This window comes from Gemmobacter nectariphilus DSM 15620 (assembly GCF_000429765.1).
In the GTDB taxonomy this organism is placed as follows: domain Bacteria; phylum Pseudomonadota; class Alphaproteobacteria; order Rhodobacterales; family Rhodobacteraceae; genus Wagnerdoeblera; species Wagnerdoeblera nectariphila.
In genome coordinates this window covers 28,049-40,555 of sequence record NZ_AUCM01000016.1, presented here as the reverse complement: position 1 = coordinate 40,555, position 12,507 = coordinate 28,049, and the positions used below count along the sequence as shown (strand labels likewise).

Below are 12,507 nucleotides of genomic sequence, written 5' to 3'. Positions count from 1 at the left end.
ATGAACATTGGTGAAGCGGCAAAGGCCTCGGGCGTGTCGGCCAAAATGATCCGCTACTACGAATCTATTCGCCTTATTCCCACCGCAGGGCGGACCGGATCAGGCTACCGCGTCTACTCTCCGACTGAAGTGCAGATGCTGCGGTTCATTCGTCGGTCCCGCGACCTTGGCTTTTCGGTCGAGAAGATCGAAGAGCTTCTGGCACTCTGGCGCGACCGGACCCGTCAAAGCGCGGATGTGAAACGCCTTGCGACGGACCAGATCGACGGCCTCGAACGGAAGGTGCGCGAGATGCAGGCCATGATCGACACACTGCGCCACCTAGCCGACGCATGCTGCGGCGATCACCGGCCCGACTGCCCAATCCTGGCTGACCTCGGGCACGGGGTGGAGCATGGATCTGATTGCACGACACAGCAGAGCGGCAAAGCAGTACCGGTGCAGCATTTTCACTCCCGGTAGTCAGTTGACTTCGCGGGGGTTCGGCGCAAAGCTCTCACTGTTTGGTGTTCAAGGGGCGCAGAGTCCTGGAACTCAATCGGGAATGAGGAAGGGCGGACCCAATTGCGGCGCCCAAGGCCTCAGCCGCCCCCGCGACTGTATGCGGTAGCGGTCCTTCATCGTGCCACTGGGCCAATGCCCGGGAAGGCGAAGGACTGTGTTAATCCGCGAGCCAGGAGACCGGCCAAGCGATGGCGCAACCCTAATCCCGTCGGGTGTGACGGGCGGAGAACCTTCATGTCCACCAGAATCCTGTCCGCCACAGCGGAGCAATCGAAGAGCCAGTTCGGACCAATCCTGACCAGCGCGCTTATTGGCGCAGTGCTGATCTTTGCCGCTGGTTTTGCTTCGCCTGACGCATTGCACGCTGCAACGCATGACACACGTCATGCGACCGGTTTTCCCTGCCACTGACGTTTCTGGATAATCGACATGACAAAGACCTTGCTGTCCGGCGGGGTAATCGCGGGTGCCATCGCGGGCCTCGTGGCTGCCGTTTTTCAGTTCTTTCTCATCCAACCCCTGATCGTCGAGGCTGAACGGTATGAGACGGGCGAACTCGTTCTGATCGGGATCGAGAGCAACAAGCCCGACCCTGCACCTAACCCGCTAGAAACGCCCGGCCATGATGCGCAGGGCGCGGAAAATACGGACAACTTGCTTGTGCGCAATGGCTTGACGGTCCTGACCCTGATCCTCACCTGGGCGGGCTTTGGCCTGCTGGCCGGAGCCGGCCTGACCGCGTTCCGGGCTCTGCCCGGCGGCGGGAGGATCCCGGCCACAGCCCTCGGCCTTATCGGCTTTGCCGTCCTGTCCCTTGCGCCTGCAATCGACCTTCCGCCCGAACTGCCCGGAATGGAGGCAGCGGAACTGGCGGACCGGCAACTCTGGTGGGTTGCGACTGTCGCGATGACGGCTGCCGGCATTTTCTTTGCTGCGGGGTTGCGGTCCTGGCCCGGGCGGCTCGCGGGCCTTGCCCTGATCCTGGCACCCCACCTTTTCGGAGCGCCCTTGCCACCCGTTTCTGCCCCGGCAGTGCCGCCCGACCTTGCGGCGCTCTATGCGGCGCGCGTGCTAAGCGTGAACCTGATCGGTTGGCTGGTGCTGGCCATCGCACTCTTGCGGCTTTTGCCAGAAGCAGGCGCGAAGGCCGATGCTGACGGTTTGACGGAGCCGGGGTGAGAGAAGGCAACCTAGGCTGCGCGTGCACACCACATGCGAAATCTTCCCTGCCCGGTCACTTCTCGGATCAAACCTCGCGCCTGCATCCAGGCCATGTTCCGCTGCACGGCCGCGCGACTGGCGCCGGTGATTGCCTCGGCCATTGGGGCGGAGACAAGGGGCCATTCGGTCAGAACTGCGCGCAAGGCTGGGGGCGTTTTGCCCGAGAGCGTGACCATCTCGGTTTCGGACCGCGCTGACCAAGCCTCGATGTCGTCAAGGTGCCGCATCGCGGTCCGGCTTGCTGTCTCCATCCCGTCGAGCCATCGCACCAGTCGGTCAGCAGCAGTGCCACCGGCGCGCAGCCCGCCTGCCCCGCCCATGGCGAGAGGGGCAAATATCGCTCCCCTGCCCTCTCCGGTCGCAATCCGCGCGGCCGTGACAGCCGCTTCCATCCGGTCTCCGTGCTGCCCGAGACCCGCCAAACTCCAAATGTGAAAGCCCATGCAGGCACGGCTGATCGGGTGCAGGTCGGCAGCTTGCGCCATCAGGTCCAGCCAACCGCCCGCGCGATCCGCAAAGGGCTCCGCCTCATCCGCCAAGTTCTCGGGGTCACGACGATCCACAAAAGTGGCCAGGTCCTCCTCCGGCCTTGGCCCCCCTATCAGGCGCCGAACCGCCCATCCGACCCGCGCCAGGGCGACACTGTCGTCCTGCACGCCAGACAGGCGCAGGGCGATCCAGAGCGCCAGTCGATCCGGCCCGATGCGGTCGCCCGCGAACCAGCTTAGGTCGGCCGCTTCGATCAGGGCGAGCCTGTGGCGCCAGCCCTCAGGCCCCCTCCGCAACCGCTCGTCCAGCCCACCGAGCCGACCTGCGACACGGGCGAGCCGCGCAGCATTGTCCGCCTCGGCTTTGCGCCAGTCGTCGAGGATCGCAGTCTCGCGGGGTTCGCCCCTTGGGCTAGGCGGCAGATCGTCGGGCTCGTCTTCGATCGGACCGGGCAGGAACCACAGATCATCTTCGGATCTCTCCTCGACCTCTTCTACCCAGGTCAGGGGCTCGTCAAAACTATCATGTGGAGCAGATGCTTGCGGCTTCATATGTGCAAAATACGTACATTTTGCACTTTACTCAATGGTTTTCTCGAACTGCGTCTGCACTCCTTACATAGCACGCGCGCGCGACTGCCTGCGAGACCACTCTGATCGCGCACAGCTTGAGGAAACCAAGGGCATTTCGCGGACCTCGGCCGTAGAGAGCGCCCTTGCATCCGTTTACAAACGGTCGTTTATTAGTGGTATGTGAAACTGCAAACGGCCTGTTTTGATGCCCCTGATCGGCTACGCTCGCGTCTCGACCGAGGATCAGACCCCCCTGCCCCAGTCGCAGGCCCTGAAATCCGCGGGCTGCGTAGAGATCCACGAGGAGCAGGCCTCGGGCGGCAACCGTGCTCGGCCCGTTCTGGCCCGCGTGTTGGAACGCATCTCCAAGGGCGATACGCTGGTCGTCGTGCGCATCGACCGTCTGGCGCGGTCGCTCTCACATCTGCTGGAGGTGATCGAACGGCTGGAGGCGAAAGGAGCCTTCTTCCGCTCGCTCATGGACCCGATCGACACGTCCTCGCCGCAGGGCAAGTTCACCCTGCAGGTCCTGGGCGCCGCCGCCGAGTTTGAGCGTGCCCTGATCCGCGAACGCACCAAGGCGGGGCTGGCCAGCGCACGAACCAAGGGTCGGGTTGGCGGCAATCCGGGCCTGCGCGCTCGGGATCCGGCGGCGCTGCGCAAGGTTCGGTTGGCACGGCAGGACGGCTACATGGAACGCCTGAACGAGACGGCGCAGGACTGGGTGCCCCATGTGCGCCGTCTGCGGCCCGACATGGCTTGGGAAGACGTGGTGCGCATCGTAAACGGCCCCCTGCCCCGCGAGCGCCAATGGACGCAAGGCCGTCTGCTCCGCGCCGTTAATGCCTATGTCCGCGACGGCTTTCTTCCCGACACCGTGCTGGTCCGCGCCGGCCGTCGCGAGACTGACGACCGCCTGCCCGCAATCGTCGCCGCTATCAAGGGCGCGGACCCCGACGTCACACTCCAGGCGATCTGCACCCGACTGGAAGCGATGCGCGAACGAACGCCCCGTGGGCGGACAAGCTGGCAGCCTTCTTCGGTGAAAATGCTGCTGGAGCGGGCGGAGAAGCTGGGGCTATTGCTTTGACGATTCGAAAGTGCGCTCATCCTTAGAAGGCAGTACTGGCGGGCGCACCACAACATTTAGCAAGCGTGAACTCTGCTTGATCTGGTAGAAGTTCTTGTTTTTCAATGTCATGACGGTCAGTAAGGCTGATGACACGCCCGCTCATCCGTCAGCATCAGCCACGAGCTGTAGAATTTTCTTGCACCACTGCCAGACATGACGCATTTATTGTCGTAGCGGAAAATCGCGAGAATTGCGGTTTTCTGCGCTACAAAGAAAATGTCGCTCCAAGGGGCACAGTGAGTGTGGGTAAACCGCACCACGATCTAGATGAGGGCAGTATGACCGAAGAGCGTGTTTTTGCAGAGCTTCAGAGCGACGCATCCACACTGCATGAGTCTATCCGGATGCATCTGGAGCGCAATTTTGCGCCTGACGCCAGGAAGTACTTGAGAAGCTTTTCATCGACAGAAGCGGCCGAATTTCTTGGGCTCGCGCCTGGTCACCTGCGCAAACTCCACGCGGAGGACAAGATCCCTGACGTCCCGCTCGATGAGCGTGGACGGAAACTGTACTCGGCCGACGACCTTGCGCAGATCCGTTTGGCTCTGGCGCGAACCACGCGCGACCCTTCGCTTTATCTACGTGGGCGGGTCGGATCAGAGCCGCTGCAGATTATATCTTGCGTGTCGTTCAAGGGCGGGTCAGCGAAGACGACCACAGCGGCATATCTCAGCCAATGGTATGCCCTGCACGGCTACCGGGTGCTGGTGATCGACATGGACCCGCAGGCCTCGCTTTCGTCGATGACCGGTTTGCGGCCTGAAATCGACTTCACGCATCAAGGCACGATCTATGATGCCATCCGGTATGAGAACCCTGTGCCGATGAGCGAGGTGGTGCGGAAAACCTACTTCCACGGCCTGGACATAGCCGCAGGTGGCCTGATCCTGTCGGAATACGAGACCGAGACCCCCTACGCCCTTCGCCGTGGCTCCGAGCCACCCTTTTACCTGCGGCTTCGCGAAGCAATCCTCTCGGTTGAAGCCAGCTATGATCTGGTGTTCATCGATTGCCCCCCGCAGCTTGGGTTCTTGACCCTCTCGGCTCTTGTGGCCTCGTCTTCGATCATCATTCCAGTGGTGCCGAACTTTATCGACGTGGCATCCTTGGCCCAGTTTCTGACCATGACCTCATCCTTGCTCGATACGATCAGGGAAGCAGGAATGACGTTGGAATACGACTTTCTCCGCTACCTGGTCTCTCGCTTCGAACCTTCGGACGGGCCGCAAGCGCAGGTTGCCGGATTGCTACGCGCCAACTTTGGCAAACGCGTGATGACCGAGACGTTCCTGAAGTCCACCGCCGTCTCGGACGCAGGCCTTACACATCAGACGCTGTTCGAAGTCGGTCGAGGTAGCATGAACCGCAACACTTATGACCGCGCGATGGAATCGATCAACGCTGTCGCGCGGGAGCTGGAACAAGACATCCACAGAGCATGGGGGCGCGGCTGAGATGGCTAGGAAGAACATGTTCGAAGGCATCACTCCTGTCCCTCGGCCGGAAGAAGATGCAAATGCACCCCTGCCCCGCCCGACCGCCAAGATGCCAGAGGTGTTTCAAAGTGCTGGGCCGATCGCAGCCATCCGCAACGATCTGCGCAGTGTCGGGGCTCGATCAGTGCAGGACATCGATCCCGAACTGATTGAAGACACCGGGTTAAAGGATCGCATCGGAGCGCTAGACGACGACATCGCCGACCTGCGCGAAAGCATTTCCAAACACGGCCAGCAGGTTCCGATCCTGTTGCGACCGCACCCGAAACTGAGCGGTCGGTATCAGGTGGTTTACGGGCGCCGCAGGCTTGCCGCAATCCGTGGCTTGGGAACGCCGGTCAAGGCGCTGATCCGCACCCTTTCCGACGAAGAGGCGGTCCTGGCGCAGGGCCAGGAAAACAACCTTCGCAAGGACCCGTCCTTCATCGAGAAAGCCTTGTTTGCGGGCGACTTGGAGGAGGCGGGTTACGATGCGCGCGTGGTTCAGGACGCGCTGAACGTGAACCGCAGCCACACGTCGCACATGCGTAAGGTGCGCGAGGCATTTCCGAGACAAGTGCTGGAACGCATCGGTGCCGCGCCCTCGATCGGATGGAAACGCTGGTATGAACTCGCCGTTGTGGTACTTGAGAAGAAGATCGACGTTCTTTCCGTCCACCCTGCCCCCTTCCCTGAAGGTTCCAGCTCAGACGAGCGATTTGCGGCCTGGGTGAAAGCTCTTCCAAAGGCGGATACCCCTAAGGAGAAACGCCATGAGAAGGGCACAACGCCCTTCACGCTGATGGCACAGGATGGGTCCGCCCTGGGAGAGGTCGCCCTTACCAAAGGGGCATTGGGCTTCCGGCCATCGGCGCAACATAGGGGTTTCGCGGCTTGGCTGCATGCAAATGCGGATGACGTCTTTTCACGCCTGCATGAAGAATTTCTCAGTCAGTCCAAGAAGAAGGACTGATGGAATGCAACGAAAACAACAGAGGAGCAGTGTCGGAAAAGGATAGGCCTCCCGAATGGAAACCACCCGGAAGGCCCGCGCAAAACACAGGGCGCCAACCCTGAGAATGCTCATCTTCTAGCACGAGCAGACTAGCGCAGGCCCGAATCGCACGCAACATCGCTTCGCGGTGATCTGATATCTTTTATCCTTTTTCTGGAGAAGAACGGACACCGACAGGCAGGGTTGCAAGGTCTTCACTCGGCTGACCCGAGCGTTCCGCCGGATTCAACATGGAACATGTCATGTCTTCGCCCGTGCAGCGGCACGTTCGGCGCACCAATTCCTCATATCTGAACGACCGCAGCACTGTGACGCCGGTTAAGGCGGAAGACGCGCGCTGGTCGCTTCTGGATTTGGTACGCCGTTGCCGCAAACCTCTTGGTCTGAGAGACCGTGACGTTGCGGTTCTGCGAGGCCTTCTGTCGTTCGTGCCCCAGTCGGCCGACCCAAACTCACTTGTTGTCTTTGCCTCCAACAGGGCGTTGATCGAGCGCTGTGACGGTATCGACGAACGCACACTAAGGCGCCGCCTCGCCAATTTGAAGGCAAACGGATTGCTGGCTCGAAAGTCGAGCCCGAACGGAAAGCGATATCGGGTACAGGATGAGTGTGCCGAAGCCAAACTAACCTACGGCATCGACCTCGCGCCGCTGTTCGCCATCCGCGATCACCTCATCGCACTTGCAGAAGAATGCTCCCGAGAAGAAATTCGGTGCAAAGCGCTCCGATCAGTGATCAGGGACATTCTTTACCACAGGGCTGCGACCATTCAGCCCGCACTGCACGACCTTGCGTGCCGCTCACTGCGTCGTTCATTGTCTTCGGACCAACTGGCCGGTCTCATTCAGGAACTACAGGAAAACCTTCCTCAGACAGGCGCTGAGACATCGTCCGTTGCAGATGCAGTGACCGTCAGCGACAGACAAAATGACCGGCACATTCAGAAGTCAAAGAAAGAAAACTATGAATCTGAAGTTGCGCCTGAGAAAGTAAGCACAGCCAATCGAACCAGCTATCCAAGAAGCACTGATGTCGGACAAACCAACGATATCACGGTGTCTGAGTGCATTGCCCTGGCCAAGAATGCAGCATCCTTCGCTTCCGTAACTGCAAAGGATTGGGGCGATGTCATTCGATTGTCCGACACCCTTGCTCCGGCGATTGGACTAGCGAGAACCGACGTAGAGACTGCTCGAAATGCGATGGGAGCGCTTGGCTCAGCACTCGCCATTCTTGGTATTACTGAGGCGTTCGACAGAATCCGGCAACCGAGGGCCTATCTACAAGCGCTAACCAATCGGGCAGCCAGTGAAAGCATGGACTTCGTCCGTATGTTCCGCTCGCTCACAACCTGCCGCCCCCGTCAGCGCGTAGTATGACCATTGCTTGATGTATACCCGGGTAAACATAACCCCCTCTTGCTCCACGTATACCCCGGTAAACATGCCGCCCGCTTTGAGAGAGAAAGGTTGGGGGGTTGAGGGGTGACGGGAAGCGAGATCGGGAGAGTGGCTTCCGGCGCCCGTCGCGGAGAAGATCTGATGGCGAAAGCAGCCCAGAAAGTCACCCTGTCCCCCTCACGGGACATCCCCTTCGACAAGCTCGCGCTGAGCCAGACCAACGTGCGGCGCATCAAGGCTGGCGTCTCGGTCGAGGAACTTGCCGAGGACATCGCGCGGCGCGGCCTGCTGCAGGGCTTGAACGTTCGGCCCATGCTCGATGCCGAGGGCGTCGAGACCGGCATGTTCGAGATCCCGGCCGGTGGTCGTCGCTTCCAGGCGCTGTCGTTGCTGGTGAAGCAGAAGCGGCTGGCGAAGACCGCGCCGATCCCCTGTATCGTGCGGGATGCTGCGTCGGAGATCCTCGCCGAGGACGACTCGCTGGCGGAGAACATGCAGCGCGTCGCCCTGCACCCGCTGGACCAGTTCCGCGCGTTTCAGGCCCTGCGCGAAAAGGGTCAGGGCGAGGAAGCGATCGCGGCAGCCTTCTTCGTCACGCCGCAGATCGTCAAGCAGCGCCTGAAACTTGCCTCCGTGGCCCCTGCCCTGCTCGAGGTCTATGCCGAGGATGGCATGACGTTGGAACAGCTGATGGCATTCACTGTGAACCCCGATCATGCGCGTCAGGTGCAGGTCTGGGAGGCTGTGAAGAACTCGTGGAACAAGGAGCCCTATGCCATCCGGCGCATGCTGACCGAGACCTCGGTCCGGGCGTCTGATCGTCGCGCGGTCTTTGTTGGTGTCGATGCCTATGAGGCGGCAGGCGGCGTCGTCCTGCGCGATCTGTTTCAGGGCGACGAAGGTGGCTGGCTCGAGGACCCTGCCCTTTTGGACCGGCTGGTTGCCGAGAAGCTCCAGGCCGAAGCCGAGGCTCTGGTCTCCGAGGGCTGGAAGTGGATCGAGGTCGCGGCCGACCTGCCCTACGGCTACAGCCACGGTCTGCGGCGTCTGGCCGGTGATCCCGCCCCGATGATCGACGAGGAAAGCGCGGCCCACGCTTCGCTCCTCGCCGAGTATCGTGCGCTGGAGGAGGAATACTCCGGCCAGGACGAATACCCCGAGGAGATCGACGCTCGGCTGGGCCAGCTCGAAACGGCGATGGAATCGCTTGAGCAGCGGCCCTTGATCTACGATCCGGCCGAGGTCGGGCGCGCCGGCGTCTTCGTCACGCTGGATCGGGACGGCTGTCTCGCGGTCTATCGTGGCTATGTCCGGCCCGAGGACGAGCCGCGCGAGGAAACCGCGGTCCAGTATGGTGATGGCGCGGATGATATGGGGCAGGGGGGTGATGTCGGTGTTTCCAGCTGGAAACCCTCGGGGACCTCTGTCGGCGGCACCGTCATCACTTCGGGTGGTCAGCCGATCGGTGCTGACCTGTCGGAGGAAGAAGATGACGGCGCGCTGAAGCCGTTGCCCGAGCGGCTGGTCATGGAACTGACGGCCCACCGGACCCTAGCGCTGCGCGAGGCCATCGGGCGCTCGCCGGACGTCGCTCTGACGCTCCTGCTCCTGAAGCTCGTGACGGATACCTTCCGCACCTCCTCTGCTTCGGGCAGCTGTCTCGAAGCATCGGTGCGCCACGTCTACATGTCCGCGCAGGCACCCGATCTGAAGGACAGCGTGGTGGCCAAGCTGGTCGACGAGCGTCACGCGGCCTGGGAGGCGGATCTGCCCCTCGGCGACGATGCCGCGCTCTGGGACTATCTGAACGTTCTCGATCAGAGCAGCCGTCTAGCCCTCCTGGCGCATTGCCTCAGCTTCGGCATCAACGCGCTCCATGAGAAGGTGAACCCCTATGGGGCTGGCATCTCCGCCAGCGGTCTGACCCGTCGTATGGCACATGCCGATCTGGTGGCGCGGGCGGTTGATCTCGACATGGTCGAAGCGGGCTGGGAGCCGACGGTCGACGGCTATCTCAACCGCGTGCCCAAGGCCCGGATCCTCGATGCCGTGCGCGAGGCGAAGGGGGAAGGGACTGCGCAGCTTCTCGATCATCTGAAGAAGGGCGAGATGGCCACGGAGGCCGAGCGGCTCCTCAAGGGCAGCGGCTGGCTGCCCGAGGTCCTTCGTCGGGCCGATCTGGCGGCAGGCGACGGCGAGCCGATCACCGAAGGGCAGGGGGAGGACGTGGGCGAACCCGAAGATGTCTATCTCCCGGCTTTCCTGACGGCCGATCTGCCGGAGACCGCTGCGTCGATGATGGCTGCGGAGTGATCTGAGCCATCCGGGGCGGGGAAGCCCGCCCCTTACCTCCATAAAATACAGCAATATCAATATGATGGATGCGATTTCTCGCATTCAGGATGAGGAATCATGTCTGCAACAACCATCATCGACTCAGCCCCTCTTGGGGCACTGATCCGCTATACCGACGGCAGTCCCAAGCCGACGGCACGTTTCACCAAGAAGCTCGCCGCCTGGGAGCGTTCGAACGGCGTCGGCCGCCTTGTGAAGAAGGAACCGCCGCGGGTCTATCCGACCTGGACGGCACCGGCTTCTTTCACGCTACATGAAGGGAACTTCTCCTCGGACGGGGTCATCCTCGTCACCATCATGCGCAGCCATTCGGCGGACAGCCGGTTGGTCTTCGAGGTGGCCGAGGAACCGAAGCCCGGGCAGGTGCGCGTGCTTCTGGACTTCGGCGGCAACAGCGAACTGCTGCATCTGGCGGAGTCCGTGACCGCAGCGGAGCTCTGGATCGCGCGGGAAGGTTATCGCAACGCGCGGCTCGAGATCGTCGATGCCGACGACGGCGATAGGGCAGGGGGCGCGGATCTGGCCGCCTGAGCCCTGACAAGGCGTGAGGGGCCTGCCGAAGAGCCGGCCTCTCACCGACCACTTGAACCTCGTCCCGCGCTGTCGCGGGGCACCAAAGGATCCATCCCCCAATACGGAAGTCTTCAACCAAGAGCCTGCCCGGGAGGCTGGCGGCGTTAGAAGCATCAGCGGGACAATTGGCTCCAGTCGTCAGGGCACCATCCCCCGCTCGCCATTCCCTTCCTTGCCCCGAATCCTGTCTTCGAGATCAACCCGCAAAGGGGTCGGACTACGGGCGAGCCCGTGCCGCCGGGTGGATTCGGGCGAGCCGAACGCACCCGGTGATGTCAGCCAGTCTTCGGGCCTGCGGGGTCCTGTCGCGCGGGGGATGCTCCCCCGCCTCCAAGACAGGAGCCAAACAGATGTCCCGCAAAGATGCACATGCCTTCGCAGCCTCCCTCGCCGCCACGCTCATGGTCTCGATCGTCGTCTTCCAGGCCGGGGATGGAACCTTCGGCGCCGTCCCTGCGGATGAAATCGACGGCGACGAGGTTCAAGTGGTCGCTGAGGTCGATCCGTGGGCATGACGCCCACGGTTTGTCCCGAGAGCTCGGCATCGGGGCAGGGTCCCCGATCCGGTCCGTTCGGCTTTCAGACCTCTCGGTGGCCCGGAAATCTGAGCCGACGCGGAGGTCGGCACGACTGCCCAAGGAGCCGAACGCCCGGTGTCGAGTTTACGGTCCGCCCGAAACGTCGAGGAAGAGTTTCACCAGGGCGACGTTGATGAAGTAGTTGTGCTTTCCAGAGCGGTGCTTTTCGACAAAGCCGTGCTCGGCCAAGATGTCGAGATACTTCGCGGCCGTCTGCCGACTGACATCCAGATCGTTCTGCAGATATTCGATCCGGGTGTAGGGATGGCGAAACAAGTTGTTCAGAAGTTCCTGGCTGTAAATCTTCGGCAAGTCCTCACGTAGCCGATGCTTCACGTCCGCCATTTGCTGTCGGATGCCGGTGACGATCTCGACTGTTGTGGCAGAAGTCTCTGCAACGGCCTCCAGCATGTAGATGACCCAGGGTTCCCAATCGCCCGTGTCGCGCACCGCCTGAAGGTGCCTGTAGTAGTCCGCTTTGTTACGGGTGATGAACCGCGACAGGTAGAGCACCGGGATGTCGAGCAACCCCGTTCTGGTCAGATAAAGTACGTTGAGGATGCGCCCGATACGTCCGTTCCCATCCGGAAACGGGTGGATGCTTTCGAACTGATGATGGATCAAAGCCATCTTGATGAGCGGATCGAGATCGCTGAGTTCATCGTCGTTGATGAACCGTTCGAGCGCCGTCATGTGGCGGACAATTTCGTGCGCATCCTGGGGCGGGACGAAGACGATCTCCCCTGTTTGCTCGTTCTTGAGGGCAGTACCCGGTGTCACTCGAAATCCATCGCTGCGGCCCTTCAGCAAGCGGAACATGTCGATGAGCGCCGAATTTGGGATCAGGCCGCCGGTTTCGCCCAAGCGTGCGTATCCGAGCCGCAGAGCGTCGCGATACAGCGCTACTTCTTTGGCCGCCGGGGACTGCGGATCGTCAGGGAAAACATCCGCCTGAAACAGTTCATCCTGCGTTGTGACGATGTTTTCGACTTCCGACGAAGCTTTGGCTTCCTGAAGAGCCAGCGTGTCGATCAGGATGCCTTGGTTCGGAATGGTCTTGGCCTGACCCTTCAGATCCGCAAGCGCGCGGCTGGCGCGAGCGAGCGCCTTCAGGACCGGAACGGTTTCGATCTCGGCCGGGGGTGGCAGGGCGGGAATGGCGTAGGTCGGCTTTAACATGTGCTCCGCGTCGT

General features: G+C 61.7%; 12 protein-coding genes and 1 riboswitch. Of the genes, 10 read left to right on the top strand and 2 right to left on the bottom strand.

What is annotated here, in order from left to right; translation table 11 throughout:
- The 3 genes from cueR to G481_RS25195 all read left to right on the top strand — a co-directional run bounded on the left by cueR (position 1) and on the right by G481_RS25195 (position 1,683).
- Entirely contained in the window at positions 1–462 is a 462-nt protein-coding gene (gene cueR, locus G481_RS24005; RefSeq protein WP_051294570.1) for a Cu(I)-responsive transcriptional regulator, read from the top strand.
- 25 nt (positions 463–487) lie between these two features.
- A riboswitch (cobalamin riboswitch) is annotated at positions 488–704 on the top strand.
- Between the two features lie 34 nt (positions 705–738).
- Complete coding sequence (locus tag G481_RS25515) at positions 739–915, top strand: CbtB domain-containing protein (RefSeq protein WP_084450957.1); 177 nt, start codon at positions 739–741, stop codon at positions 913–915.
- A 30-nt stretch (positions 916–945) separates the two neighbouring features.
- Positions 946–1,683, top strand: coding sequence for a CbtA family protein (locus G481_RS25195; protein ID WP_161630530.1), 738 nt, complete (start codon positions 946–948; stop codon positions 1,681–1,683).
- An 11-nt stretch (positions 1,684–1,694) separates the two neighbouring features.
- Here G481_RS25195 and G481_RS0115155 read toward each other — a convergent pair whose 3' ends face one another.
- A complete protein-coding gene (locus tag G481_RS0115155; RefSeq protein WP_028030795.1) occupies positions 1,695–2,765 on the bottom strand; it encodes a hypothetical protein in 1,071 nt (356 codons plus the stop codon).
- Positions 2,766–2,991: 226 nt separating this feature from the next.
- Here G481_RS0115155 and G481_RS0115150 point away from each other — a divergent pair, with 226 nt between their 5' ends.
- The 7 genes from G481_RS0115150 (at position 2,992) to G481_RS26395 (ending at position 11,251) form a co-directional block, all read left to right on the top strand.
- Positions 2,992–3,876 carry a recombinase family protein gene (locus G481_RS0115150; RefSeq protein ID WP_028030794.1) on the top strand — a complete coding sequence of 295 codons (885 nt, stop codon included), beginning with the start codon at positions 2,992–2,994 and terminating at the stop codon, positions 3,874–3,876.
- 320 nt (positions 3,877–4,196) lie between these two features.
- Entirely contained in the window at positions 4,197–5,372 is a 1,176-nt protein-coding gene (gene repA, locus G481_RS0115145) for a plasmid partitioning protein RepA (RefSeq protein ID WP_028030793.1), read from the top strand.
- A 16-nt stretch (positions 5,373–5,388) separates the two neighbouring features.
- Positions 5,389–6,366, top strand: coding sequence for a plasmid partitioning protein RepB (repB, locus tag G481_RS0115140; protein WP_161630529.1), 978 nt, complete (start codon positions 5,389–5,391; stop codon positions 6,364–6,366).
- Between the two features lie 272 nt (positions 6,367–6,638).
- Positions 6,639–7,787 (top strand): plasmid replication protein RepC, encoded by a 1,149-nt coding sequence (gene repC, locus G481_RS25510; RefSeq protein WP_084450953.1) that lies wholly within the window; start codon positions 6,639–6,641, stop codon positions 7,785–7,787.
- Positions 7,788–7,949: 162 nt separating this feature from the next.
- The gene (locus tag G481_RS0115135) at positions 7,950–10,121 is read left to right on the top strand and encodes a ParB/RepB/Spo0J family partition protein (protein ID WP_028030791.1); all 2,172 of its coding nucleotides are present in this window, start codon (positions 7,950–7,952) and stop codon (positions 10,119–10,121) included.
- A gap of 99 nt (positions 10,122–10,220) precedes the next feature.
- Entirely contained in the window at positions 10,221–10,694 is a 474-nt protein-coding gene (locus G481_RS0115130) for a hypothetical protein (protein WP_028030790.1), read from the top strand.
- A 392-nt stretch (positions 10,695–11,086) separates the two neighbouring features.
- A complete protein-coding gene (locus G481_RS26395) occupies positions 11,087–11,251 on the top strand; it encodes a hypothetical protein (protein WP_018001789.1) in 165 nt (54 codons plus the stop codon).
- Positions 11,252–11,398: 147 nt separating this feature from the next.
- Here the strand turns inward: G481_RS26395 and G481_RS0115120 are convergent, their stop codons facing one another.
- Positions 11,399–12,493 carry a Fic family protein gene (locus G481_RS0115120; RefSeq protein ID WP_028030789.1) on the bottom strand — a complete coding sequence of 365 codons (1,095 nt, stop codon included), beginning with the start codon at positions 12,491–12,493 and terminating at the stop codon, positions 11,399–11,401.
- Positions 12,494–12,507 lie beyond the last annotated feature (14 nt).

Excerpts from the sequence above, each read along its gene's own strand:
- G481_RS0115150 (WP_028030794.1), top strand. The coding sequence starts at position 2,992 with ATGCCCCTGATCGGCTACGCTCGCGTCTCGACCGAGGATCAGACCCCC.
- G481_RS0115120 (WP_028030789.1), bottom strand. The coding sequence starts at position 12,493 with ATGTTAAAGCCGACCTACGCCATTCCCGCCCTGCCACCCCCGGCCGAG.
- G481_RS26395 (WP_018001789.1), top strand. The coding sequence starts at position 11,087 with ATGTCCCGCAAAGATGCACATGCCTTCGCAGCCTCCCTCGCCGCCACG.
- repC (WP_084450953.1), top strand. The coding sequence starts at position 6,639 with ATGGAACATGTCATGTCTTCGCCCGTGCAGCGGCACGTTCGGCGCACC.
- cueR (WP_051294570.1), top strand. The coding sequence starts at position 1 with ATGAACATTGGTGAAGCGGCAAAGGCCTCGGGCGTGTCGGCCAAAATG.
- repA (WP_028030793.1), top strand. The coding sequence starts at position 4,197 with ATGACCGAAGAGCGTGTTTTTGCAGAGCTTCAGAGCGACGCATCCACA.
- G481_RS0115135 (WP_028030791.1), top strand. The coding sequence starts at position 7,950 with ATGGCGAAAGCAGCCCAGAAAGTCACCCTGTCCCCCTCACGGGACATC.
- G481_RS25515 (WP_084450957.1), top strand. The coding sequence starts at position 739 with ATGTCCACCAGAATCCTGTCCGCCACAGCGGAGCAATCGAAGAGCCAG.
- repB (WP_161630529.1), top strand. The coding sequence starts at position 5,389 with ATGTTCGAAGGCATCACTCCTGTCCCTCGGCCGGAAGAAGATGCAAAT.
- G481_RS0115130 (WP_028030790.1), top strand. The coding sequence starts at position 10,221 with ATGTCTGCAACAACCATCATCGACTCAGCCCCTCTTGGGGCACTGATC.
- G481_RS0115155 (WP_028030795.1), bottom strand. The coding sequence starts at position 2,765 with ATGAAGCCGCAAGCATCTGCTCCACATGATAGTTTTGACGAGCCCCTG.